The sequence below is a fragment of the Paenarthrobacter sp. OM7 genome (assembly GCF_029873575.1).
Lineage (GTDB): Bacteria > Actinomycetota > Actinomycetes > Actinomycetales > Micrococcaceae > Arthrobacter.
The window spans coordinates 518,361-541,284 of record NZ_CP123579.1; the positions used below are offsets into that span (position 1 = coordinate 518,361).

22 protein-coding genes are annotated in these 22,924 nt (G+C 63.2%); 5 read left to right on the forward strand and 17 right to left on the reverse strand.

Annotation, left to right across the window (positions count from 1 at the left end):
* Positions 1–5: 5 nt before the first annotated feature.
* From QEH68_RS02555 to QEH68_RS02575, 5 genes are read right to left on the reverse strand one after another with little or no spacing between them, the layout of a single operon-like run.
* Positions 6–962, reverse strand: coding sequence for a hypothetical protein (locus QEH68_RS02555; protein ID WP_207596029.1), 957 nt, complete (start codon positions 960–962; stop codon positions 6–8).
* A 31-nt stretch (positions 963–993) separates the two neighbouring features.
* Positions 994–1,800, reverse strand: a complete 807-nt coding sequence (locus QEH68_RS02560; RefSeq protein WP_089597124.1) for an exodeoxyribonuclease III — start codon at positions 1,798–1,800, stop codon at positions 994–996.
* 60 nt (positions 1,801–1,860) lie between these two features.
* Positions 1,861–2,427 carry a DUF308 domain-containing protein gene (locus QEH68_RS02565; RefSeq protein WP_280626307.1) on the reverse strand — a complete coding sequence of 189 codons (567 nt, stop codon included), beginning with the start codon at positions 2,425–2,427 and terminating at the stop codon, positions 1,861–1,863.
* A 26-nt stretch (positions 2,428–2,453) separates the two neighbouring features.
* The gene (locus QEH68_RS02570) at positions 2,454–3,080 is read right to left on the reverse strand and encodes a response regulator transcription factor (RefSeq protein WP_207596031.1); all 627 of its coding nucleotides are present in this window, start codon (positions 3,078–3,080) and stop codon (positions 2,454–2,456) included.
* Positions 3,077–4,270: a sensor histidine kinase gene (locus QEH68_RS02575; protein ID WP_280626309.1), complete on the reverse strand. Its 1,194-nt coding sequence runs from the start codon at positions 4,268–4,270 to the stop codon at positions 3,077–3,079. The genes QEH68_RS02570 and QEH68_RS02575 overlap by 4 nt, the downstream gene beginning before the upstream one ends.
* A 179-nt stretch (positions 4,271–4,449) precedes the next feature.
* On the opposite strand from QEH68_RS02575, the gene QEH68_RS02580 reads away from it, so the two are divergent.
* Positions 4,450–5,034: a heme-binding protein gene (locus QEH68_RS02580; protein WP_280626310.1), complete on the forward strand. Its 585-nt coding sequence runs from the start codon at positions 4,450–4,452 to the stop codon at positions 5,032–5,034.
* A gap of 10 nt (positions 5,035–5,044) precedes the next feature.
* A complete protein-coding gene (locus tag QEH68_RS02585; protein ID WP_280626312.1) occupies positions 5,045–5,785 on the forward strand; it encodes an ankyrin repeat domain-containing protein in 741 nt (246 codons plus the stop codon).
* Here the strand turns inward: QEH68_RS02585 and QEH68_RS02590 are convergent, their stop codons facing one another.
* Genes QEH68_RS02590 through QEH68_RS02600 form a run of 3 tightly spaced genes read right to left on the reverse strand, consistent with a single transcriptional unit; the run spans position 5,786 to position 8,420 of the window.
* Complete coding sequence (locus tag QEH68_RS02590) at positions 5,786–7,000, reverse strand: acetyl-CoA acetyltransferase (protein WP_280626314.1); 1,215 nt, start codon at positions 6,998–7,000, stop codon at positions 5,786–5,788.
* On the reverse strand, positions 6,997–7,683 hold the full coding sequence (locus QEH68_RS02595) for a CoA transferase subunit B (protein ID WP_207596035.1): 687 nt from the start codon (positions 7,681–7,683) through the stop codon (positions 6,997–6,999). The genes QEH68_RS02590 and QEH68_RS02595 overlap by 4 nt, the downstream gene beginning before the upstream one ends.
* 20 nt (positions 7,684–7,703) lie before the next feature.
* On the reverse strand, positions 7,704–8,420 hold the full coding sequence (locus QEH68_RS02600; protein ID WP_280626316.1) for a CoA transferase subunit A: 717 nt from the start codon (positions 8,418–8,420) through the stop codon (positions 7,704–7,706).
* A gap of 176 nt (positions 8,421–8,596) precedes the next feature.
* On the opposite strand from QEH68_RS02600, the gene QEH68_RS02605 reads away from it, so the two are divergent.
* Positions 8,597–9,358, forward strand: coding sequence for an IclR family transcriptional regulator (locus tag QEH68_RS02605; RefSeq protein WP_207596037.1), 762 nt, complete (start codon positions 8,597–8,599; stop codon positions 9,356–9,358).
* Here QEH68_RS02605 and QEH68_RS02610 read toward each other — a convergent pair.
* The 3 genes from QEH68_RS02610 to QEH68_RS02620 are packed head-to-tail and all read right to left on the reverse strand — an operon-like array spanning position 9,351 to position 11,847.
* Entirely contained in the window at positions 9,351–9,923 is a 573-nt protein-coding gene (locus QEH68_RS02610; protein WP_280626317.1) for a GNAT family N-acetyltransferase, read from the reverse strand. The genes QEH68_RS02605 and QEH68_RS02610 overlap by 8 nt on opposite strands.
* 56 nt (positions 9,924–9,979) lie before the next feature.
* Positions 9,980–10,618, reverse strand: a complete 639-nt coding sequence (locus tag QEH68_RS02615) for a response regulator transcription factor (protein WP_207596039.1) — start codon at positions 10,616–10,618, stop codon at positions 9,980–9,982.
* Entirely contained in the window at positions 10,606–11,847 is a 1,242-nt protein-coding gene (locus QEH68_RS02620) for a sensor histidine kinase (RefSeq protein ID WP_280626318.1), read from the reverse strand. Before QEH68_RS02620 ends, QEH68_RS02615 begins: the two co-directional genes overlap by 13 nt.
* Before the next feature lie 111 nt (positions 11,848–11,958).
* On the opposite strand from QEH68_RS02620, the gene QEH68_RS02625 reads away from it, so the two are divergent.
* A complete protein-coding gene (locus QEH68_RS02625; protein ID WP_280626319.1) occupies positions 11,959–13,389 on the forward strand; it encodes an acyltransferase in 1,431 nt (476 codons plus the stop codon).
* Between the two features lie 103 nt (positions 13,390–13,492).
* Positions 13,493–14,179, forward strand: a complete 687-nt coding sequence (locus QEH68_RS02630) for a fasciclin domain-containing protein (protein ID WP_207596042.1) — start codon at positions 13,493–13,495, stop codon at positions 14,177–14,179.
* An 83-nt stretch (positions 14,180–14,262) separates the two neighbouring features.
* Here the strand turns inward: QEH68_RS02630 and QEH68_RS02635 are convergent, their stop codons facing one another.
* The 6 genes from QEH68_RS02635 to QEH68_RS02660 all read right to left on the reverse strand — a co-directional run bounded on the left by QEH68_RS02635 (position 14,263) and on the right by QEH68_RS02660 (position 22,923).
* Entirely contained in the window at positions 14,263–14,439 is a 177-nt protein-coding gene (locus tag QEH68_RS02635; RefSeq protein WP_280626320.1) for a hypothetical protein, read from the reverse strand.
* 44 nt (positions 14,440–14,483) lie between these two features.
* On the reverse strand, positions 14,484–16,514 hold the full coding sequence (locus QEH68_RS02640; RefSeq protein ID WP_242703500.1) for a BCCT family transporter: 2,031 nt from the start codon (positions 16,512–16,514) through the stop codon (positions 14,484–14,486).
* 383 nt (positions 16,515–16,897) lie between these two features.
* Positions 16,898–17,704, reverse strand: coding sequence for an IclR family transcriptional regulator (locus QEH68_RS02645; protein WP_207596045.1), 807 nt, complete (start codon positions 17,702–17,704; stop codon positions 16,898–16,900).
* A 128-nt stretch (positions 17,705–17,832) separates the two neighbouring features.
* Positions 17,833–19,068 carry a molybdopterin molybdotransferase MoeA gene (locus QEH68_RS02650; RefSeq protein ID WP_280626321.1) on the reverse strand — a complete coding sequence of 412 codons (1,236 nt, stop codon included), beginning with the start codon at positions 19,066–19,068 and terminating at the stop codon, positions 17,833–17,835.
* 120 nt (positions 19,069–19,188) lie between these two features.
* Complete coding sequence (fdhA, locus tag QEH68_RS02655; protein ID WP_207596047.1) at positions 19,189–20,406, reverse strand: formaldehyde dehydrogenase, glutathione-independent; 1,218 nt, start codon at positions 20,404–20,406, stop codon at positions 19,189–19,191.
* Positions 20,407–20,604: 198 nt separating this feature from the next.
* Positions 20,605–22,923, reverse strand: a complete 2,319-nt coding sequence (locus tag QEH68_RS02660; protein WP_280626322.1) for an FdhF/YdeP family oxidoreductase — start codon at positions 22,921–22,923, stop codon at positions 20,605–20,607.
* Between the last annotated feature and the right edge of the window lies 1 nt (position 22,924).

Here is a 22,924-nt window from a genome sequence, read left to right on the forward strand (position 1 = left end):
GCCGGCTAGGAGGCCCGCGCCAGCTGCCGGATGGGGATCCAGCGCGAGGCGAGCCTCCGGTATGCAGCGGCCGCACCGGTCATGTCGCCCTCGGCGAGGCATTCGATGCCCAACCGCACGTCCATGGGGGACTCGTCCGGATACACCTTGTCTGCCACTGCGCCGTAGTCCAGCTCCACCATGGACTGGATATGAAAGAGTTCCAGCCATTCGGTGAGCTGCGTCAGGTCATCCAACATGTCCAGGTCCGGCGCAGCCAAAGCCAAGTGGGCCACGGCGAAGCGTGCGCGGTCCAGGGCCTCCGTGAGGGGAGTCCACACCCGGACGGTGAGAATGCGCCCTTCAGCCTCCACTACGTCCTTGCGGTCCGACTCGGCGAAGAGCGAGAACCAGCTGAACGGGATACCCCACGTTGAGGCCCGGGTATGGACGCGCTTTGCATCTTCCCCGGCATTGATTCGATCGATTCTGACCTGGTGCTTGTCACGTTGCGAGACGGGAATGAGGAGGTCGGCCAAGGGACTGTGCACACCGTCCATGAGCGCGTTGGCTGCCAAGCCGGCCCGAATCACCAGTTGGCTGGGGCAGTAAAGCAACCGTCCGGCGTCGTGCCCTTCCTGGGCCGATGCCGCACTGTGGTGGGACGCGGCAGCTCCGTCCGCCGCGGCTGCTTGGTCTGTTCCAGCTTCGTCCGGCGTTGCCGCGTGACGTCCGGTGGGAACCCGCGTCATGCGCACCAGGTCGGTGCTGCCGGTGGGGAACGGGTCGCCGCCGGAACGTGTGATGCGGCCCAGCGAGGCTTGCAGCTCCGCATTTTCGACGGCGGCCCGGGAACCACTCTTGCTGCCCTTCGCCACGAGCTGGCGCTGCTGTTCGGGCGGGAACGCTTCGAGGGGCTCGTAAATGCGCAGCGATGAAGAGAAGGGCAGCCCTGCCTGGCCCCGATACAGGTTTCCAGTCATATCAGCTGCCCCTTTCGTTAGTGATGTGTACTCAGTTTGCGAGCTCCACGATCACGGGAGCGTGGTCCGAAGCGCCCTTGCCCTTGCGTTCCTCGCGGTCAATGGAGGCGCCGGTGACCCGCGAAGCCAGTGCCGGGGATGCGAGGCAGAAGTCGATCCGCATGCCTTCCTTCTTGGGGAAGCGCAGCTGCGTGTAGTCCCAGTAGGTGTACACGCCGGGGCCCGGAGTGTAGGGACGGACGACGTCGGTAAATCCTGCGGCTTCGAACGCGTGGAAGGCGGCGCGCTCTGGTTCGGAGACGTGGGTGTAGTTGTTGGTGCGGAACAGTTCGATGTCCCACACGTCGTCGTCGAACGGGGCAATGTTCCAGTCACCCATGAGGGCGATCTGCGCAGTGGGATCGGACTTGACCCATTCAGCGGCATGGCCCTGAAGGACATCCAGCCATTTGATCTTGTACGGCATGTGTTCGTCGTCCAGGGAACGGCCGTTGGGGACGTAGAGGCTCCAGATGCGGATGCCGCCGCAGGTAGCGGCGATGGCGCGGGCTTCCTGCGCGGGATCTTTGCCGGCCTTGCCGAACGCAGGCTGGTCCAGGAACGTGCGTTCAACATCTTCCAGCCCCACGCGGGAGGCGATGGCAACACCGTTCCACTGGTTCACACCGAAGTGGGCAACCTCGTAGCCCATACGCTCGAAGAGCTCCCACGGGAAGTTTTCGTCCTTGCACTTGGTCTCCTGAATGGCCAGGACATCGCAGTCGCTTCGCTCAAGCCAGGCTTCAACGCGGTCTGCACGGGCGCGGAGGGAGTTCACATTCCAGGTAGCTATCTTCACAGCCACTAACTTACCGAACTTGGCGCTGAGCGCATCCCCTGACGGCTTTTTACCGCGACCTTAGTGGCCATACAGCGGCTCCGTGTTGGCCAGTTTGCGCAGCCCGATGCCGGAGGCGATGAGCAGCAGGCCCATCACCATCGCGAACCCTGCCAACATCCACACCAGGCTCAGGAAGCCCAAGCCCGGATTCACCAGCACAAAGATGCCGAAAACGGTGGTGATGAGGCCGGTCAGGAACCAGATTCCCCAGTTGCGGACGAAATTCCTGGCGGCCAGGGACAGGACGATTTGCGAGAGACCCAACACCAGGGCCCACAGCCCGATGAGGACGCCCACTGCGGCAGCCGTAATTCCCGGCCAGGCAATGGCCAGGATGCCGGCAGCAATGGAGATCAGGCCGCCCACTATGGTCCAGCGGGACCGGCCTGCGGGGTCGTAGAAGTAATGCGCCACGCTGGTGATGCCGTCAATGATCGCGAAGACCCCGAACATGACAATCACCACGAACGCCGTAGCGCTGGGCAAAGCAATAATCAACAGGCCAAAAGCAATGGCGAGGACTCCCCGGACGATCAAAGCCGTTCCCGGGGTTTTGAACATTTTGCGATCCGCTGCGTCCGACATAGGGCCAGAGTAGCCAACCGCGTCTCCTATCGCATCCCCTCGCGGCGGATAGCTGTGGCGATGGCCGCTGCCCGCGTCTCGACGCCCAGTTTGGCGTAGATGTGGGCGAGGTGGGTCTTGACTGTTGCCTCCGAGATGAAGAGACGTTTTCCAAGGTCGCGGTTGCTGAGGCCTTCGGTCAGCAGGCTGAGCAGTTCGGCCTCGCGCGGGGTGAGGATTTCGTCCGGGTTCCGCAGTTGTTGGAACAGCCGGGAGGCCACCGGAGCGCTCATCACACTCTTTCCCTGCACAGCCCCTCGAACCGCCGCGAAGATCTCCTCCGGGGCAGCATCCTTGAGAAGATAACCCATGGCGCCGGCGTCTACGGCGCGGACGATGTCTGCGTCCGAGTCGTAGGTGGTGAACACAATGATCGCCTGCTTGGGGGTTCGCTGGCGGAGCTGTTTGATGGCTTCGATGCCGTCCATCCCGGCACCCATGGCCAGGTCCATGAGGACGACGTCCGGGGCATGCTGCTGCGCCGCTTCCAGCGCTTCCTCACCGGAGGCGGCTTCCCCGACGACGGCGATATCGGCTTGGGTGCCCAACAGCGCCGTGAGTCCGCTCCGGACTACGGTGTGGTCGTCCACGAGAAGCACGGAAATGCGGGTCACAGGGCCTCCTCCTTTGAGCCATTAGCGGGTTGTGCGGGCGGCCCGACCGGCAGCTGCGCCGCGATGATGGTGCCCTCGTCCGGCGTGCTCTCCACAGACAATTCTCCGCCCAACTGTTCCACGCGTTGCCGCATGGCCCGAAGCCCGTATCCTCCGGCTTCCGACGGCGGAGGTACCGTTCCGGGATCAAAGCCGCGGCCGTCGTCGTACACGTCCAAGGTAACCGCAGAGGGAAGGTACCCAAGGGTCACGCTGGCGTGGTTCGCGCGGGCATGTAGTTTGATGTTGGCCACTGCGCTCTGGGTGACGCGCAGCAGGGCGTGCCGCACCTCGGAAGGGAGGGGCCGCGGATCTCCGGTGACTTGGACGCGGATGGTCTCCACATATTGCCGTGCTGCGTGCTCCAGGGCTTCGGGGAGGGGCCCGGATTCCAGGCCGGGCGCGGAGAGTTCGTGTACCAGGCTGCGGGTATCGGCGAGGTTGCGTCGCAACAGATCCGCAGCTTTGCGCACATCCTGGTTCGAAGCAGGAGCGGGCCAGGAGCGTTGGGCTGCTTCGAGGAGGAGAAGGCTGCTGGCCAGGCCCTGGGTGACGGTGTCGTGGATTTCCCGGGAAACACGCTCGCGCTCGGCGGCGACTCCGGCTTGCCTCTCGCCGGCGGCAAGCCGTTCCTGGTCGCGCTCAATCTTGTCGTAAATCAACGTGAGCAGGGCGCCCGCGGCGAGCGGACCCAGCAGCATCGCGATGTCTGTCCAATCGCTCATCCGGAAGAGTCCGACGGCGGTGGCGGCCGCCGTCGCGCCCCCCGCCACATAGGCGGCCCACCCGCGGAAAGCGGTCCGGGTAAGGAAAAAGATAGCGAAGGAACACCACGCGAAGCTGGGGGCGGCGATGACGAGCGCCGCCCACGCCGCCACCAGGACGATCATCCACGGAATCCATAGCCGGCGAGGCTGGCCGGGTTGCCGCCGGCCACGTTCCCGTCGCCGGGCCAGCACTGCTGTGACCGTGTAAAGGACACAGACGGTTCCAGCCAACGCCACTGTCCAGAGGTTGTCGGCGGGGGAGTGCCGCATGACGTAGCGGACCGCTGAAGCGACCATCAGGACGGCGAAGCCCAGATGCACCACAGCATCGATGCGACCGTCGAAGCGAATGCTCGGCGCCGGCTGTGGAGGGGCAGTTGGCATCTTCCCATGCTAGATCCCGCGCGGGCATTGGTCTCTCCACCTTTTGGCTGATACCGATGACGGAAAGGCTGAGCCCGGGAACGGCGACCGGGCGATGTGGCGTTGAGGGCGTCCGCGGAAGCATGGAGATGTACCCGATACGAACCACTGCACCCGACGCTCACCACTAGGAGAACCCCGTGAAGAAGTCCCGTAAAATGATCGCCGCCGCCGCTGCCGGAGCGCTGCTGCTCACCGGTGGTGTGACTGCCGTGGCCAACGCGGTGTCACCCGCGGCCGCGCCGGCTGCCGCCCAGGCCGCCCCCGTGAAAGTCGCCGCAGAAGTACAGCCGGCACCGGAGAACGTCGTAGCCCAGAACCGTATCTCCGTGGGTGCTTCGAGCGCCGCCGTCAACGCCGCGCTCGCCAAGTGCCAGGCGGACAAACTGCCGTTCGTCACCGTGGCCCTGGTTGACCGTTTCGGCACCGTCCAGGCACTCCTTCGCGGTGACAACGCCGCCGAGCACACCATCGAAGCCGCCAAGCAGAAGGCCTACACGGCCGCAGCCTTCGGTGCTCCCACCAGCGATCTCGCCAAGCGCATCAACGGCAACGGCCCGTCCATCGCCGACCTCCCCGGCACCCTGTTCCTGGCCGGCGGCGTCCCGCTCAAGGTCAACGGCGTGTCGGTGGCCGGCATCGGAGTCGGCGGAGCACCCGACGGCGCACTCGACGAAGCCTGCGCCACGGCCGGTGCTGAAGCCTTGGCCGCGGCAGCAAAGTAGCCTCGACGGTATGAGTTCCATGAAGGCGCGCGGCCTGGCCGGTTCGGTGATCGGTGCAAGCGTACTGGTCGCCGGGCTCATGGCTGGCTGCGCGCCGTCGCCCCCGCCGTCCGTCACGGCCAGTCCGGGCACGACGGCGGCCTTACCGTCCGGCGGTCCGGTCCCGACTACCGCAGCCCCCCACTCGACCGCAGCGTCGACCCCAAGTCCCGGCCCGGCGTCGTCGGCTGCTGTGCCTCCCCGACTGTCACCCGAGGCCCAGAGGGAAACCGACCGACTCCTGATCCTCGCCGCGAAAGCCAATGACGCTGCGAGGGTTCGTGAACTCATCGCGGCCTGCGGAAACGTCAATGCCAAGGACGATATCCAGGACTCCGCCTTCCTCTACGCGGGTGCGGAGGGTTTCAACGAGGTCCTGCAGCTGACCTTGACCGCGGGCGCGGATGTTCGCAGCACCAACAGATACGGCGGCACTGCGCTGATCCCTGCGAGCGAGCACGGGCATACGGAAACTGTCCGGATTCTGATCGCAGCAGGTGTGCCCGTAGACCACATCAACAACCTGGGCTGGACTGCCATGCAGGAAGCCATCCTGCTCAACAACGGGGGACCGAACCAGCAGGACGTGGTCCGGCAACTTCTCGCAGCCGGTGCCAACCCGGATATCCGCGACCCCCAAGGCCGAACCGCCCTGCAGAACGCAGAGCGGCTCGGGTTTACGGAGATCGCGACGTTGATCCGGAACCGGTAACTACACGGCTTCCAGCACGCTCACGTAGTTGGCGATGCCGACGCCGCCCATGTTCTGCACGGCACCGCGCCGTGCGTTCGGAAGTTGCATGTCCCCCGCAGTGCCCGTGAGTTGCATGGCCGCGATGACATGCTGCGACACGCCCGTGGCGCCCACGGGGTGTCCCTTGGCCTTGAGCCCGCCGGAGACGTTGACGGGCAGCTTCCCGTCCTTGTATACCCAACCCTCCTGGACAGCGCGCGCCCCTTCGCCGCGAGGTGTGAGCCCCATGGCCTCGTACATGATGAGCTCGGCGATGGTGAAGCAGTCGTGCACCTCTGCGAAGTCCAGGCCCTCAAGGCCCACACCAGCCATGCCCAGCGCACGCTCCCACGAAGCCCTGGTGGCGGCAAACTCGGTGGGATCCCGCTTCTCCGCGGGGAAGAAGTCGTTCGCGTGACCAAACCCGGCAAGGCGCACAGGTGCCGTAGCGCCGCCGGTCGCCGACGTTGACAGCACGACGGCGGCGGCACCGTCCGAGACCGGCGAACAATCCGTGCGGCGCAAAGGCTCGGCCACCATGGGGTTCTTCTCGGAAATGGTCCGGCAGAATTCCTCGCCGAAGTCGCGATGCATCTGGGCGTACGGGTTGTCCATGCCGTTCCGGTGATTCTTGGCGGCAATGGAACCCAGGACATCGCCGAGGCCGCCGGGGTACTTCTCGGCGTCGATGCCGGAACCGTAGCGCTTCCCGTAATGCTTGGCCACCTCCGCGAACAGGCCCGTGAATCCTGTGGAGGACGCCTTGCCCGCCATCTCGTACGAAGCGCCCAGGAGGGCTGCCCCCACCACATCCGCTCCGGCGTCGGTCATTTTCTCTGCGCCGATCACCAGGACGTTGCGCGCGGTTCCGGCGAGGACAGCCTTGACGCCCTGCTGGAAGGCAGCCGATCCGGAAGCGCACGCGTTCTCAGTGCGGGTAGCCGGAACGTTGGCCAAGTCCGCTGAAAGCTGGAGGGCCAGGGACGACGTGAAGCCCAAAGGCTGCATGCCGGAGTTGAACTGGCCGAGGTAGATCTCGTCAATGTCCTTGGGGTCGAGTCCCGAATTCCGAATGGCTTCGCCGGCCACCTGGACGATCAGCGACTCCAAGGTGTCATCCGTCAGCTTGCCGAACTTGCTGTGTCCCCATCCCGTGAGCAGGATGTCTTTGCCGAACTGGTCTTTCAGGCTCATGCGTTGGCTCCTTCAAGCGTTTGTTCTTCAGAGGTGAGCGCTTCCGTGAACTCTGCGTCCGTCTTGCTGCGGAGCTCCTCCACCGTGACGCCCGGGGCGAGGCGGGTCAGCAGAAGGCGGGTGCCGCCGTCGTGCGTTTCTTCGATGTCAAAAACGGCCAGGTCCGTGATGATCCGGTCAACGCACCGGAGGCCCGTCAGCGGCAAAGTACATTCGCGGACGATCTTGGCCGTGCCGTCCTTGGCATTGTGCTCGGTGAGTACCACCACACGCGGTGTTCCGGCCACCAGGTCCATGGCTCCGCCCATGCCCTTGACCATCTTGCCGGGGATGGTCCAGTTGGCGAGGTCGCCGGACCCGGAGACCTGCATGGCACCCAGGATGGCCACCTTCACGTGACCGCCGCGAATCATGCCGAACGAAGTAGCGGAGTCGAAGATGCTGCCGCCGGGGGTGATGGTGACGGTCTGCTTGCCTGCGTTAATAAGGTCGGCGTCTTCCTCGCCCTCATACGGGAACGGGCCCATGCCGAGCAGGCCATTCTCGCTCTGGAGGACCACCCGCACGCCGTCGGGCAGGTTGTTGGCCACCAGCGTGGGGATGCCGATGCCGAGGTTGACGTAGTCGCCGTCGTTCAGTTCTTCGGCCGCGATGGCGGCCATCTGGTCACGTGTCCATGCCATGGTGAATGCTCCTTTTGCTTCTAAACCGTGAGGGCTTCGGCACGCTGCCGGACCGTGCGCTGTTCGATGTCCTTGACCCGTGCGGTCGCCTGGACCAGCCCTTGCACGTAAACACCGGGGGTCACAATGTGGTTGGGGTCCAGCCCGCCCGGCTGCACCATGACTTCGGCCTCGGCGATGGTGACTTTCCCGGCAGTAGCCACCACAGGGTTGAAGTTTCGGGCGGTGTAGCGGTAGATCAGGTTGCCGTCCGTGTCGGCCGTGTGGGCGTGAACCAGCGCGACGTCGGCGGTGATGGCGCGCTCGCGGACGTACGTGACGCCGTCGAACTCTTCCAGGGGCTTGCCTTCGGCAACCAAAGTTCCCACACCGGTGCGCGTGTAGAAGGCGGGGATGCCGGCGCCGCCGGCGCGGAGGCGTTCAGCCAGGGTGCCTTGCGGCGTGAATTCGACCTCGAGTTTCCCCGCAAGGTACTGCTCGGCGAAAAGTTTGTTCTCGCCCACATAGGAAGCTATGACCTTCCGGACCTGGCCGGCCTCGATCAGGACGCCGAGACCCTTGCCATCCACCCCCATGTTGTTGGAAACGATGGTGAGGTCCTTGGCACCCGATTCCCGGACGGCATCGATCAGGTCTGCGGGGATTCCGCTCAGGCCGAAGCCCCCGACGGCGATGGTCAGGCCGTCTGCCATCAGGTTCTGCAGCGCTTGGGCTGCGCTCGCGTACATGGTGGACATTCCGAACTCCTCGTCGAGCTTTAGATGGTGCGTCCACTTTGTGGACTTCGTTCACTTAAGACTGAGCCTAGGTTCCTTGAGGGATGCATGCAACGGAGCGCGGTGTTGGCTACTCATGGTGTGGACGCTAGGCTCAAGGGTGTCCATATTATGGATGAAATCTTCAGGAGGGTGCTGTGGCGGTACAAGGAGCGCAGGTTGTCGGCCGGGTGGCGCAGTTGCTGCGGCTGGTGGGCCGCAAGCCGGAAGGTATGTCCCTTGCTGGCCTGGTGCGCGAATCCGGGTTGACGCGGCCAACAGTGCACCGGCTGCTGACCTCGTTGGCTGCCGAAGGTTTGCTGGAGCACGACGCCGGCAAGTGGGTGCTGGGGCCGGAAATCTTCCTGCTGGGCTCCGTTGCTGCGGCCCGTTTTCCCATGGAAGACATTGCCCGCCCGTCGCTGCGCAGACTGGCAGCGGAAACGGGAGAGAGCGCGTTCTTCTCCATCCGCCGGGGGAACGAGACCATCTGTGTCCTGCGCGAAGAGGGCTCATTTCCCGTGAGGTCGTTTGTCCTGCACGAAGGGGTGCGCTTCCCGCTGGGGGTGGCTTCTGCGGGGACTGCCATCATGGCCTTCCTGCCCCCGGACGAGCAGGAATCACTGCTGAAGGACTGGGGTTCGCATGCCGGCGACTTTGCCGCGGGGCACCCCGCGGAGGTGGTGCGGGATAACCTGGAAAATACACGGCTGGCTGGCTACTCCGTCAATCCGGGCCTGATCCTTGAAGGCAGTTGGGGAATGGGAGCCGCGGTGTTCGACCAGCAGGGCCGGCCGGCGTGGGCTCTCTCCCTGACCGGGATTGAGCCCAGGTTCCGTCCGGACCGCCAGGAGTTCCTGGGCAGGCTGCTGTTGGAGGAAGCGCACCGGATGACGGCAAGGTTGCAGGGCGCTAGTTGAGATCCAGGCGCATCAGGACCCTGGGGAAGCCGTTCAGCACCGAGGTGGTTTCGGCGACCTTCTTGAAGCCGGCCTTCTCGAAGAGCCTGCGGGTACCAACATACGCCATGGTCAGATCCACCTTGCCGCCCTTGTTGTCCACGGGATAACCCTCAAGCACGGGAGCGCCGTGGCTCTTTGCGAAGTCGATGGCCCCTCGCAGGAGTTCATGGGAAATGCCCTTGCCGCGATGCCCCGGCCGCACCCGGATGCACCACACCGACCACACCTCGGCGTCGTCAACATGGGGGATCTTCCGGTTCTTCGCGAAACTGGTGTCCGCACGCGGGTGGACCGCTGCCCACCCGACTACTTCGTCGCCGTCGTACGCCAAAACACCGGGAGGCGGGTCCTCTGAGACCAGCTTCTTGACGTAATTTCCGCGCTCCTGTTTTTGGAGTTCCTGGTTCAGTTTCGACGGGATCCTGTAGCTCAGGCACCAGCACACGTTGGAGTCGGGACTCTTCGGCCCCACCAAGGTCTTCACGTCATCGAACACCGTCGCGGGGCGAACCTCGATAGCCATGCGGACATCCTGTCATCGGGGCTGGATGCAGGCAACGGCTTTGAACTTTCACGAGCTCAGCTTCGGAGGTATGCGAGCACTGCCAACACTCTCCGATGCCCTCGGTCCATGGCGGACAATTGCAGTTTTTGGAAGATATTGCCGATGTGCTTGCTCACAGCAGTTTCAGTGACCACCAGGCGGGCTCCAATGGAGACGTTGTCCAGTCCTTCTGCCATGAGGCCAAGGACTTCGCGTTCCCTTGGGGTCAGAGTGCCCACCGGATCACCGGCACCGCGGCGGCTCATCAGCTGGGAGATCACTTCAGGGTCCATGACGGTTGCGCCGCCGGCAACCCGCCGAAGGGTGTCGGTGAACTCGGCAACCTTGCCCACCCGCTCCTTCAACAGGTAACCGAGTCCGGCCGCCCCCTCGGACAACAGGTCACCGGCGTAGCGGTCCTCCACATACGCGGAAAGGACCAACACCGGAAAACCGGGCCTGCGGCGTCGAGCTTCACGTGCTGCCACAAGGCCTTCATTGGTGAATGTGGGAGGCATCCGCACATCCAGAACGGCGGCGTCTGCATCGTCCAGGACAGCCAGGAAGTCGACTGCGTTGTCCACGGCAGCGATCACATCGAAGCCTTCGCTCTTGAGGAGAAGTGACAAGCCTTCCCGGAGAAGCGCGTCATCCTCGGCAATCACAACCCGCACGGCAGCTCCACCTTTACCGTTGTTGGTCCGTTGGCCGGGCTCTGAAAATCCAGGACGCCCTCAAAAGCAGCCGCCCGGCGTCGAATTCCTGCAAGCCCGCCACCCGGACGTTCCACGGCTCCGCCATGGCCGTTGTCCTCCACCGAAATCAGGAGGCGATCAGCAGAGGGGTCCCGTTTGACCACCACGGACATTCGGGTGGCGGAACTGTACTTATTGGCGTTGGTCAAGGCTTCGGCAACGATGAAGTAGCTGGCTGATTCCAGTGCAGCCGGTACTCGGTGCAGATCCGAGACCATCAAATTGCAAGGGATCGCTGAACGTCCCGTCAACGCAGAGAGCGCGCCTTCAAGGCCAAGTTCCTCCAGGATCGGCGGGTGAATATCGTGAACCGCCGTCCGTAACCCCGCCAGAGCCTCGGTGGCCGCTTGCTGGGCCCTACGGACGTGGGGGAGTGCGTCGTCGGGACTCTTTTCAAGAGTTCGCTCCGCCAGCCCCAGCATCATGACCACGCCCACCAAGCGATTTTGCGCGCCGTCATGCAAATCGCGCTCAATCCTTTTGAGCTCTGCTGAATGCGCATCCAACGCAGCGGCACGGCTGGCAGTCAACGCCGTCACCCGCTCGGCCAGGTACGAGCTCGCAGGAAGAGACAGCATCTTCCCCTGCACCCAGGCAAGCCCAGCGGCGGCTCCCGGGATCAACCACCAGGAGATTACTGCGTACCCGGCTCCGATCAACAGCATCCACCAAGCACCGCCCCACGACGTTACTGGATAGAGGCTAACCACTGGTTGATCCACAGGAAGGAGGTACCAGTAGGTGGGAATGAGCAGCGAGTTCAAGGCGCCAAAAGGGAATCCGATACACAAGAGCGCCACGATCGGCATTCCCAGCCCATGAGCCACCAACCATAACAAGTCCCGGCCAGTGCTGCGGGAAAAGACCAAGCGGAGGCGCTCTTCGAACGACGGGTTGTTGGGAATGGGAGCGTAGCTTTCGGTTACGGGCGCAGCTGTGTAACTGAATGTTCGACGGCGGGCCAATGCCGCCCACCAGCGCAAGCCGGCTACCGCCCTGGGCGCAATGAGCCATCCTCCACTGAAGAGGAACAGCGGAATGAGGAGCGCAGAAACCATGAACATGCCCATGGAAATGATGCTGGTGAACAGCTCGCCAACAAGATAACCGTAGGCACGCAGCCATCGCCGAAAACGGGGTTTGATCATGACCCCAAGTCTGCCGCAGCGGCTGGAGTCCTGTCGGTATAGCCAGCTCTACCTTTAAGTGGGTGGCCCACACCATCGTGATCGGGTTCGCCGCTCCGTAGCGTCGAAGACATGAAAAGCAACGCAACTGCACCAGCAGTTTTACCGGCGGAAACGGCCCTGGGAACCGTCGGGTTTTCGAACAACAGGGACCCGCGTGGCCCAGCGGATAAGTCGGCGCGGGATGTGAGCGTGGATGTCATCCGAAGCTTCTGCCTTCTGGTGGTAGTTGCACTTCACGCCCTGATGGTTGGAGTGAGCATAGGTCCCCAAGGGCCCGTTTTCGAGAATGCCTTGGACGGAAATCCTTGGTTCGCCTCTTTGTCCTGGGCGGTCCAGGTCATGCCGCTGTTTTTCATTGCGGGCGGGTTCAGTTCAATCTCGCAATGGCGTCGCATCCAGCTTCGGGGTGGCACTGCCGGCGACTATATCCGGCTTCGGGTGGTCCGGCTCCTCGTCCCCGCAGTGGTGCTGGTGGCATCGGTAGGAGTGGGCCTGGTGGTTCTGACGTTGGCAGGGGTACCTTCAGGGATTGTTGAAACGGCCGGGTACCGGATTAGCCAGCCTTTGTGGTTCCTGGCCGTCTACCTCGGATGTTCAGCGCTTGTTCCCCTGCTGGCATTCGCCCACGGGAAGGCGCGTCTCAGTACGCTGTTGGGGTTGGGGTTGGCTATCGCCGCGGTAGATGCGGGGCGTTTGAGCCTGGAACTTCCTGCCCTCGGGTACGCCAACCTTGCCTTTGTGTGGCTCTTCATCCAGCAACTGGGCTTCTGGCTTGCCGATGGGTCGGTGGGCCGGCTATCCGCTGCGGTGCGGAAGTGGACCTCGGGGCTGGCGCTGATGCTGATGATGTACCTCTTCGCTTCTGGTTGGTACTCAGGGGACATGTTCAGCAACCTGAACCCACCAACAGGGGCCCTTGCCCTGCTGGCAGTCGCACAACTCATGCTCTTGTCCCTGGCTCAGAGGCGCATCAGGGTGTGGGCCGAAAAGTCCAGCGCCATGTCCTTCGTGGCGCTGGTGGGGTCCAAGGCGATGACCATCTATCTCTGGCACATGCCGGTGATGGTGTCGATTGCGGGTCTGCTGTTGGTGATACAGATGCACCTGCCTGCTCCCGGCAGTGCGGAGTGGTGGCTGAGCCGGCCCTTATGGCTTGTGGCTGTTGCGTGTGCGCTCTTGCCGGTTGTGATGTGGCTGGGGCGTCTTGAACGGGTGAACGCCTCGAGCCGAGCTTCTTTCACCCATCCGAGGACCGTGCTGAGTGCCGTGAGCGGCGTGGGGGGAGTGGTGGTTCTCCTCGTTGACGGCATCACTCCCAGCACGGCCATCATCAGCGTGGTTCTTTTCCTCTGCGCGCTTTGGGGCCACCTGGATCTGCGGAGACCACAGATGACCCGCCCCGGCGGGACAAACACGGAACAGGGCGGACGCGGTGTGGCGGGCTGGTTTAAAAAACTTTTTCAATCCGCACCCATCCACCCCGTCCCACCCTCCGAATAGCTGGTGAGACACAAACCGCCGGTGAAGCAAAAGCAGCATCAGCAGCCAGTGTCCCACCACCCAATGGACCCAACGCCCTGGTTCCAAAAACAAGGAGAATGACATGTTGTCCACAAAGCGCCCCGCCCTCGCCTTCGTTGGCCTCACTGCAGCCGCCCTTCTCGGTCTCACTGCCTGTGGTGGTTCCAGCACCTCCACTTCGCCTTCCTCGGCATCTGCCGCTCCGGAGACGTCCTCAGCCATGCCGTCTGCTTCGCCGTCGGCCTCCGCCATGAGCAGCGCCGCCATGGATCCGGCCGCTAACCTTGTGGGCCCCGGCTGCGCCGGTTACGCCGCACAGGTTCCGGACGGTGCCGGTTCGGTAACGGGCATGGCCAAGGACCCGGTAGCCGTAGCAGCATCGAACAACCCGCTGCTCAAGACCCTGACCGCCGCGGTCTCGGGCAAGCTCAACCCTAAGGTTGACCTGGTTTCCACCCTGAACGGCAGCGAATTCACGGTGTTCGCACCGGTTGACGATGCCTTCGCCAAGATCGACCCCGCAACAATCGAGACGCTCAAGACGGACGATGCCCTGCTGAGCAAAATTCTCACGTACCACGTAGTCCCCGGTCAGCTGACCCCGGACCAGATCGTCGGCACCCACAAGACTGTCCAGGGTGGCGAAGTAACGGTTGCCGGCACCAAGGATGCCCTCACGGTTGACGGAGCGTCCAACGTGATCTGCGGTGGCGTCCAGACCGCCAACGCCACGGTTTACCTGATCGACTCGGTGCTGATGCCCAAATAGGCCTTAGCTGCCAACCAGCAGTCAACAAAAAAGCAGGCGCCGGAATCCGGCGCCTGCTTTGCTGTGGTGCGGGGTGTCTCCGATCAGCGGCCGAAGTCACTGTCGACGTAGGAGCCGGCCCTGTTGTGTTCCGATCCGCAGGGGCAACTGTCCACCTCAATCCGGACGGTCATGGGTTGGGAAGCGTCCAGGGTGAGGGTGACGTCATCGCTGGTTTGCTTGCTGAAACGAATCGTTCCTTTTTCAGATGTCTTGGGCATGGATCAGCCTCTCTGATGTGTGACGGGGATTGGCCAAGGCTGGATTACTTGGTGTTGGAGTCCTGGGGTGGCTTGCCAACCAGGGGGATGGTTCCCGTGGGTGTTCCTCCCGAGCAGTCGGACTCCGTGCATTTTTCAGCGCAATCGTGCCTGGTGACGAGGTCAAACTGAACACCGCCGTGTTGCTCTACGCCCGTCCTGATGGCTCGTTCCACCACTGAGGTGGCCAGGCGCTTGTGCAATTGCAGGGGATCGCGGCGAAGGTCCTTGACCAGGGCGAAACAGAGCAGCAGCATGACGATCACAAATGGCAGGGCAGCCACAATGGTCACTCTCTGCAGGCCGGACAACGCCTCCGATGGTTTATCGCCGCCGGCAAGCAGCATGACCGCTGCCACTGCGCCGGTGAGGCTTCCCCAGAAGATCACCACTCCTCGACGCGGGTGCTCAGCACCATTGGAGCTGAGGGATCCCATCACGATGGACGCTGCGTCGGCACCAGTGACGAAGAAGATCGCCACCAGGACCATGGCCAGGACAATGACGGCTGCGGTCAGCCAGCCGGGCATGCCCAGGTTCTTGACGAGGTCAAAGAGGGCGCCATCGAAATTGATGGAAGGCGCGCCGTCCACCATGGTCACAAGCCCGGGGGTGCCGGCCTTGTCCGCTTCCTGCTGCACGTGGAAGGCGGCGCCGCCGAAGATGCCGAACCAGATGACACTCACGACGCTCGGCACCAGCAGGACACCGGTGACGAACTGGCGGATGGTGCGGCCACGGCTGATGCGGGCGATGAACATTCCCACGAAGGGCGTCCAGGAGATCCACCATGCCCAGTAGAAGATGGTCCAACTGGTCATCCAGCTACGCAGGGAGTCGTCTCCCACGGCTTCGGTACGCGAGGACATTTCAGCCAAGTCCCGGGCGTAGTCACCCACGGCTGAGGGGATCAGGTTGAGGATGAACAAGGTGGGGCCTGCTACGAACACGATCAGGGCCAGAACAACGGCCAGGACCATGTTGATGTTGGACAGCCACTGGATGCCGCGGCTGATGCCTGAAACAGCTGATGCCACGAAGCAGAACGTCAGGATCGCAACAATCACCACCAGCACCGGGGTACCGATTTCACCCAGCCAGCCGTTGGACGTCATGCCGCTGCCGATCTGGAGGGCTCCGAGGCCCAGCGAGGCAGCAGTTCCGAAGAGCGTGGCGAAGATGGCCAGGATGTTGATGAACTTGCCCAGCGGACCTTCCACCATTCGGATGCCGAACAGTGAGGTGAAGGCAGCGGAGACCAGCTGCTTGCGGCCCAAGCGGTAGGTGCCGTACGCCATGGCGATGCCGACTACTGCGTACATGGCCCAGGGGTGCAGGGTCCAGTGGAAGATCGAGGTAGCCATGGCGGTCTGAATGGCCGCGGGTGTGCGACCGTCCACGGTCCCGGGTGGCGGTGAGATGTAGTGGTACAGCGGTTCGGCAACACCGTAGAACATGAGGCCGATGCCCATACCGGCGGCAAACATCATGGCCACCCAGGAGATGGTTCGGAACTCGGGCTTTTCGCCGTCCTTGCCCAGGGGGATGTTGCCGAACTTGCCGAGGGCAAGCCACAGGACGAAAACGACGAACAGTGAGGCGAGGACCATGAAGAGCCAGCCGGTGTACTCCATGACCCAGTTCAGGGCGCCCTTGGAAGTATCGGAGAGGCTGTCCCGTCCAACAAAGCCCCAGACCACGAAGGCGACGGCGATGGCGCCCGTGATCCCGAAGGTGACTTTGTCGAGGGTAAGTTTGCGGTTCCGGCGGGCCGATACGGCCTGCTCGGTCTTGGCGTGGCGCAGCTCTTCCATGATCTGTTCGTGTTCGACAGAATCGGAGAGGGGGTCTGCGCCTCCGTCCTCAGCGTTGAGGGCTGCCAAGTTGGTGTCGTCGGGGGAGACCCTGATGACTGCTTCAGGGTTCTCCGCGTGGGCTGGGTTGGTTGGGCTGGCTGCGCCCGGGGTACCTGCAACGTGATCGTCGGCAGGTAGTTCCTCGGGCGTCAGCGGTTTTGTGTCACTGTTTGTAGCCATGAGCGGGTCCTTTGCTCGGCGTGTCATGAGCCTGCATTTCTACGAGGCCTTGGTGAATGGGTCGGTGGGAAGGTTGGGTCTTCCTCCGATCCGATGGTCATGGCGGGCCGTGGCGCCTCCCCGGGTGCGCGGTCACGGATCGGGCAGGCGATAGGGATGATGCACCTCTTCTGGTTCGTGGGACGGTGGCGGTTGACTGCTCCAAGCCGTGTTCCGCAGGAATCAACAACATCCGCGCTATGCAACAGAGTGCGCTCCGTCACATCCAAAGTCAAGGGATCCACGCTCTTTAACAGCAGATTGATATATCAATTGGCTAGAAGTAAAGCGTTGCGTATCATGGGGTTCGTTGCGAATAGCGCGTCCGCAGTGTGTGGCTAGGGCTAGCGCTGCCTGTAGCCCATCCGGGTGCTGATAGTCAGCCCGGCTTCCCGAAGGCCCTCAATAAGCCCTGGCTGGTCCTCCGGCGAAAAACGGAATGCTGGTCCGGAAATACTGACGGCCGCAATAACGCTTCCCGCATGGTTGAAGATGGGCACTGCGATGGCGGTAAGGCCAATTTCAAACTCTTCGTGGACTGTGGCGTACCCGTTGCGGGCCACGTCCAGCAGTTGCTTTTCGAGCTCCCCGCGGTTCGTTACAGTCCGCGGCGTACGCGCGGGCAGGCCCACGGCCTTGAGGATCTGGTTGCGTTCGTCGGCGGTCAGCGCGGCAAGAAGAACCTTGCCACTGGACGTGGCGTGCAACGGCGTCAGGCTGCCCACCCAGTCGTAGGTGGCCAGGGTTGAGGGTCCCATTGCCTGATCCACGTTGACGGCATAGTTCGATCGCAGGACGGCCAGGTTGACGGTCTCCTTGTACTCGGCCGCCAGTGCTTCCAGGACTTCCCGTGCTTCATGCACCACGCTCAGCCTGCCGGGAATGGAAGATGCCAGGCGGAGGATCCCAAAGCCCAGCTGATACTTGCCGCGTTCACTGTTCTGCCGGACGATGTCCCGGTTCACCAAGGAGCCCACCAGCCTGGACACGGTGGATTTGTGGATGCCCATTTCTTCCGCGATTTCACTGACTCCGGCATCGCCTTCACGGGCCAGGATTTCCAGGATCTGGAGCGCACGGTCCACAGATTGGACGCCGCCGCCTTGGGCGTCTGCGTCCTTGTCGATCTCCGGGTTGCTGCGTGCGGCCATGATGCCTCGTGTCGTTGTCCAGGCAGGCCGGACCTGGGCTGGTAGCGCTGTCCGGCCTGCACGCTCGTCTTTCCTCATCCTAGACGGAGTTTTGCACGGACCCTTTCACTTCTTGGGACCCGCGTCATCTACGCATTGGGAGCCGTCCACGGCAGCGGCAGGACGGAAACAGGCGCGCCGGCTGCCACCCCTTCGGGGGGAACGGCCATGTAGCCGTCGGCCCAGGCAAGCCCACGCATCATCCCCGGACCCGTGCGGGAAGTGGGGAATGCGAGGTCGTGGATAAAAGTGCACGGCATCAGCCGCGTCCGCCCTGGGCAGGGATCGATGTCCGCCCCGGACGTCACCCGGCGGGCTGCCCGAAGGCTCCGGTTTCCCAGTGCGGCCAGCAGGGGTTCGCCGAGGGTCATGAGCGCCATCATGGCGGCCAGCGGATTCCCGGGGAGGCCGATGACGAATCGGCCATCGGGAAGTTCAGCCAACACGGCAGGGTGACCGGGTCTCATTGCAATGCCGTCCAGGAGGAGCCTGCCGCCGAGCGCAGCAAGGGCATCGCGGAAATGGTCCGTCCCGGATTTGCCTGTCCCGCCGGTGGTGATGGTTACGTCCGGCGGTAAGCCCTCAGGAGCATTTCCCAGCGCTGCCAGCCATTCCTCATACGAATCGCCAATCCTGAGCTGGCCGGCGGGCTCCGCGCCCAACTGCAGGATGACGGTATCCAGTTGCGGTCCGAACGCGTCGCGGACCTGTCCCGGTGCCGGCTCGCCCGAGGTCACGACTTCCGAACCGGTCAGTACGACGGCGACCCTCGGCTTGCGCTGCACCTGGAGGTCATCGTGGCCCGCGACGGCGGCCAGGGCGATGTGCGCAGGGTTGAGGAGTGTGCCGGCGGGAATCAGGACGTCGCCGCGTAAGGCTTCTTCTCCGGCTGGACGGATGTGCCGGCCGGGACGTGCCTCTTCCGGTGGCGCGTCAGGAGTCAGTGTGAGGCGTTGGATGCCGGATCCGTCCCCGGAGACGTGGCCGCTTTCCTTGCGCAGGACTGCTGTGGCGCCGGTGGGTACGAGCCCGCCGGTGGCAATGACGCTGGCTTCTCCGGCGTCGAGTTGCCGCCCTGGCAAGGTAAGGGTCCATGGACCGCTGCCGTTGATGGCCCAGCCGTCCATGGCTGACGATGCGTAGTGGGGCAGATTCCGTTGTGCGGTGACTGCGCTGGTCAGGGTTCGTCCGATAGATTCACGGAGAGTGGCGCTCACGGCAGGGAGCGGGCCGCCGCAGTGGTAGGCCACATGGCGGGCTTCGGCCCAGGTGGGTGCGTGCCGCCGGGAAAGGGAAGTGCCGGCGGCGACGTCTTGAGTCAGCATGATCTTCGCTTCCTGAGGTGGTGCTGTTGTTTTAACGCAGATACCGGGGACTGCCCGGCCTTCCCGTACTGATGCCGCGCAGTCCCCGGTGCCCGTGGTGCGTCCTGAGCCCGTGGTGTATCAGGCCTTCACGTAACCGTTGGGGTTCAGGACGAACTTTGTTGCCGCTCCGGCGTCGAATTCAGCGTAGCCGCGGGGAGCGTCCTCGAGCGGGATCGCCTGGGCGTTGACTGCCTTGGCGATCTGGACCTTGTCATGCAGGATGGCCATCATTAACTGACGGTTGTACTTCATGACCGGGCATTGTCCAGTGGTGAAGGACAAGGACTTGGCCCAGCCGGTACCAAGGGACAGCGAGAGGGAGCCGTGCTTCGCGGCTTCGTCGATTCCGCCCGGGTCGCCGGTGACATAGAGCCCGGGGATGCCCAGGGATCCGCCGGCGGCCGTGATGTCCATGAGGGAGTTCAGCACGGTGGCGGGGGCCTCGTGGGAGGCGTCCTTACCGTGACCGCGGGCTTCGAAGCCCACAGCATCCACGCCACAGTCCACCTCGGGAACACCGAGGATCTGCGCGATCTGTTCCTTGGGGTCGCCATTGGACACATTGACGGTTTCACAGCCGAAGGAGCGCGCCTGCGCCAGTCGGTCTTCGTTCATGTCGCCCACGATCACGACGGCGGCGCCCAGCAGTTGGGCGCCGACGGCGGCAGCAAGGCCCACGGGCCCGGCACCTGCGACATACACCGTGGAACCCACGCCGACGCCGGCGGTGACGGCGCCATGGAAACCCGTGGGGAAGATGTCGGAGAGCATGGTCAAGTCCATGATCTTCTCAAGCGCCTGATCGCGGTCCGGGAAGCGCAGCAGGTTCCAGTCAGCGTAGGGAACCAGCACAAACTCTGCCTGGCCGCCCACCCAGCCTCCCATGTCCACGTAGCCGTAGGCGCTGCCCGGGCGGTCGGGGTTGACGTTGAGGCAGATTCCGGTCTTCTGCTCCTTGCAGTTCCGGCAGCGGCCGCAGGAGATATTGAACGGCACCGAGACGATGTCACCCACCTTGATGAACTCGACGTCTGGTCCCACCTCCACCACTTCGCCGGTGATTTCGTGGCCGAGCACCAGGTCCTGTGGAGCTGTGGTGCGGCCACGGACCATGTGCTGGTCCGAACCGCAGATGTTGGTGGTCACGGTGCGGAGGATCGCGCCGTGTGGCACTTTCCGCCCCACGTTTGCTGGGTTGACGCCCGGCCCGTCTTTAAGCTCAAACGTTGGGTAGTCAGTGTCGATGATCTCCACGACACCGGGTTCCTTGTAGGCGACTGCTCTGTTTCCTGACATGGTCACTCCCTGTTCTTTGGCTAGTGCTGGAATATGCTGCCCAATGGTCCGAAAGTGGTGCTTCGGTGAAGAAATACCTCCCCAGGTTTCAGGCCACCGAAGCACCATTCACGGACAACCGGACAGCTGATATTCAGATGAACGTCTATAGATATATCAGTCATCCTATGTGACACAGCTCATGCTGTACAGCGTTGTCTAGGCTTTCTCCAGCCTGATGATCACGGACTTCGATGTGGGTGTCCCACTGGTATCCGCTACGGAATCGAGGGGCACCAGGACGTTGGTTTCCGGGTAGTAGGCGGCGGCGCACCCCTTGGGCGTCGAATAGGCCACGAGACGGAAGTTCTCGGCCCGGCGGTCCGTTCCTTGGAATTCGGAGATCAAGTGGACCATGTCCCCGTCGGCAAATCCCAGTTCGGTGATGTCCTCCGCGTTGATCAACACCACCCGACGGCCACCGTGGATGCCGCGGTAGCGGTCGTCCTTGCCGTAAATGGTGGTGTTGTACTGGTCGTGGGAGCGCAGGGTTTGAAGGACCAACCGGCCGGGAGGGATCTTAATGAACTCCAGTTCGTTGCCTGTGAAGTGCGCCTTCCCGGACGCGGTGTCGAACTTCCTGGCATCGCGTGGCGGGTGGGGGAGCACAAAGCCGCCAGGATGCTGGATCCGCGCCTCGAAGTCCTCAAAACCGTCAAACACGGCTTCGATGTGCTTCCGGATCAGGGTGTAGTCGTCCCGCATGGCCAGCCATGAGGCCTGCGGTGTGTTGGGCAGGCGTTGGTGGCCGTCTGTGAACAGCCTGTCCGCAAGGTTGCAGACGATCGCCACTTCGGAGTGGAGGTGGTCACTGGCGGGCTTGAGGCGTCCCCTTGATGCGTGAACGGCGCTCATGGAATCTTCCACGGTGACCCGTTGATCGCCTGTGCGCTGGGTATCTTTCTCGGTGCGTCCAAGGGTGGGCAGGATCAATGCCCGGCGTCCGGTGGACAAGTGGGAGTGGTTCAGTTTCGTGGAGATCTGGACACTCAACCGGGTGTTGGCCAAGGCCAGCTCGGTAACCTCCGAGTCGGGGGCGGCCCGGACGAAGTTGCCGCCCATTCCCATGAAGAAACGGACTTTCCCGTCGCGCATTGCCCGGATGGCTGCCACGGTGTCAAAGCCATGCTCCCGCGGAGAGCGGAACCCGAATTCCTGGTCCAGCCGGTCGTGGAACGTCTCCGGCATTTTTTCGAAGATGCCCATGGTTCGGTCACCTTGGACGTTGGAGTGGCCGCGCACCGGGCAGACGCCTGCGCCGGGCTTGCCGATGTTGCCCTGGAGCAGCAGGACGTTGACCACATCGCGGAGGGTAGGAACGGAATGCTTGTGCTGGGTCAGTCCCATGGCCCAGCACACGATGGTGGCGTTGGATGCGAGCATCCGCTCTCCGGTTGCCTGGATCTGCTCCAGAGTCAGGCCCGATGCCTCCACAATGTCATCCCACTCCACCTTTTCCAGGAAACGCAGATAGTCGTTGAGGCCCACCGTGTGGTTCTCAATGAAGTTGTGGTCCAGCACCGTTTGCAGTCCGGGGGTGTTCCGTCCAGCGGCTTCGGCTTCCACCAGATATTTGCCAAGACCTTGGAAAAGGGCCTGGTCCCCGCCGGCGCGGATCTGCAGGAAGTCATCCGTCAGCTGGGTCCCTTGAATCATGCCGGCCACATGTTGCGGGTTCTCGAAGTGCAGGAGCCCGGCCTCGGGAAGGGGGTTGACGGACACGATGACCGCGCCGTTCTTCTTTGCCTTTTCCAGGGCACTGAGCATACGCGGGTGGTTGGTGCCGGGGTTCTGGCCTGCAACAAAAATCAGTGACGCCGTTTCCAGGTCCGTCAGGCTGACAGAGCCCTTGCCAATGCCGATGGTTTCCACCAGCGCTGAGCCGGAGGACTCGTGGCACATGTTGGAACAGTCCGGGAGATTGTTCGTACCAATGCCGCGAACCAGCAACTGGTACACGAATGCTGCTTCATTGGATGTGCGGCCGGAGGTGTAAAACACCGCCTGATCGGGGTGGTCCATCCCCCGAAGCTCCTCGGCCATGAGGTCATACGCTGCATCCCAGCCGATGGGTGTGTAATGCGTTGCGCCTTCATCGAGGAACATCGGATGGGTAATCCGGCCTTGCTGGCCCAACCAGAAATCATCGCGGGTCTTGAGCTCGGCAACGGAATGCTGAGCGAAGAACTCCGGCGTGACGCGGCGGCGGGTGGCTTCCTCGGCTACGGCCTTGGCACCGTTCTCGCAGAATTCTGCCGCATTGCGCTTCTCATGCTCAGGCCAGGCGCAACCCATGCAGTCGAACCCGTCCAACTGGTTCACTGCCAGCAGGGTCTGGACGCTGCGGAGCGGCCCCATCTGTTCCAGCGAAATCTTTAAGGCATTGGCAACAGCCGGGATGCCCACGGCCTTGGTCTTGGGTTTGCTGACGGTCAGCTTCGACTCATCAATGTTCTCGCGTGGAGCTTTGGAATGCATG

What these genes read in the sequence shown, in the direction of transcription:
- QEH68_RS02555 (WP_207596029.1), bottom strand. Translation starts at nt 962, where the DNA reads ATGACTGGAAACCTGTATCGGGGCCAGGCAGGGCTGCCCTTCTCTTCA.
- QEH68_RS02565 (WP_280626307.1), bottom strand. Translation starts at nt 2,427, where the DNA reads ATGTCGGACGCAGCGGATCGCAAAATGTTCAAAACCCCGGGAACGGCT.
- QEH68_RS02575 (WP_280626309.1), bottom strand. Translation starts at nt 4,270, where the DNA reads ATGCCAACTGCCCCTCCACAGCCGGCGCCGAGCATTCGCTTCGACGGT.
- QEH68_RS02585 (WP_280626312.1), top strand. Translation starts at nt 5,045, where the DNA reads ATGAGTTCCATGAAGGCGCGCGGCCTGGCCGGTTCGGTGATCGGTGCA.
- QEH68_RS02590 (WP_280626314.1), bottom strand. Translation starts at nt 7,000, where the DNA reads ATGAGCCTGAAAGACCAGTTCGGCAAAGACATCCTGCTCACGGGATGG.
- QEH68_RS02595 (WP_207596035.1), bottom strand. Translation starts at nt 7,683, where the DNA reads ATGGCATGGACACGTGACCAGATGGCCGCCATCGCGGCCGAAGAACTG.
- QEH68_RS02600 (WP_280626316.1), bottom strand. Translation starts at nt 8,420, where the DNA reads ATGTCCACCATGTACGCGAGCGCAGCCCAAGCGCTGCAGAACCTGATG.
- QEH68_RS02610 (WP_280626317.1), bottom strand. Translation starts at nt 9,923, where the DNA reads ATGGCTATCGAGGTTCGCCCCGCGACGGTGTTCGATGACGTGAAGACC.
- QEH68_RS02620 (WP_280626318.1), bottom strand. Translation starts at nt 11,847, where the DNA reads ATGATCAAACCCCGTTTTCGGCGATGGCTGCGTGCCTACGGTTATCTT.
- QEH68_RS02625 (WP_280626319.1), top strand. Translation starts at nt 11,959, where the DNA reads ATGAAAAGCAACGCAACTGCACCAGCAGTTTTACCGGCGGAAACGGCC.
- QEH68_RS02630 (WP_207596042.1), top strand. Translation starts at nt 13,493, where the DNA reads ATGTTGTCCACAAAGCGCCCCGCCCTCGCCTTCGTTGGCCTCACTGCA.
- QEH68_RS02635 (WP_280626320.1), bottom strand. Translation starts at nt 14,439, where the DNA reads ATGCCCAAGACATCTGAAAAAGGAACGATTCGTTTCAGCAAGCAAACC.
- QEH68_RS02640 (WP_242703500.1), bottom strand. Translation starts at nt 16,514, where the DNA reads ATGGCTACAAACAGTGACACAAAACCGCTGACGCCCGAGGAACTACCT.
- QEH68_RS02645 (WP_207596045.1), bottom strand. Translation starts at nt 17,704, where the DNA reads ATGGCCGCACGCAGCAACCCGGAGATCGACAAGGACGCAGACGCCCAA.
- QEH68_RS02650 (WP_280626321.1), bottom strand. Translation starts at nt 19,068, where the DNA reads ATGCTGACTCAAGACGTCGCCGCCGGCACTTCCCTTTCCCGGCGGCAC.
- fdhA (WP_207596047.1), bottom strand. Translation starts at nt 20,406, where the DNA reads ATGTCAGGAAACAGAGCAGTCGCCTACAAGGAACCCGGTGTCGTGGAG.
- QEH68_RS02660 (WP_280626322.1), bottom strand. Translation starts at nt 22,923, where the DNA reads ATGCATTCCAAAGCTCCACGCGAGAACATTGATGAGTCGAAGCTGACC.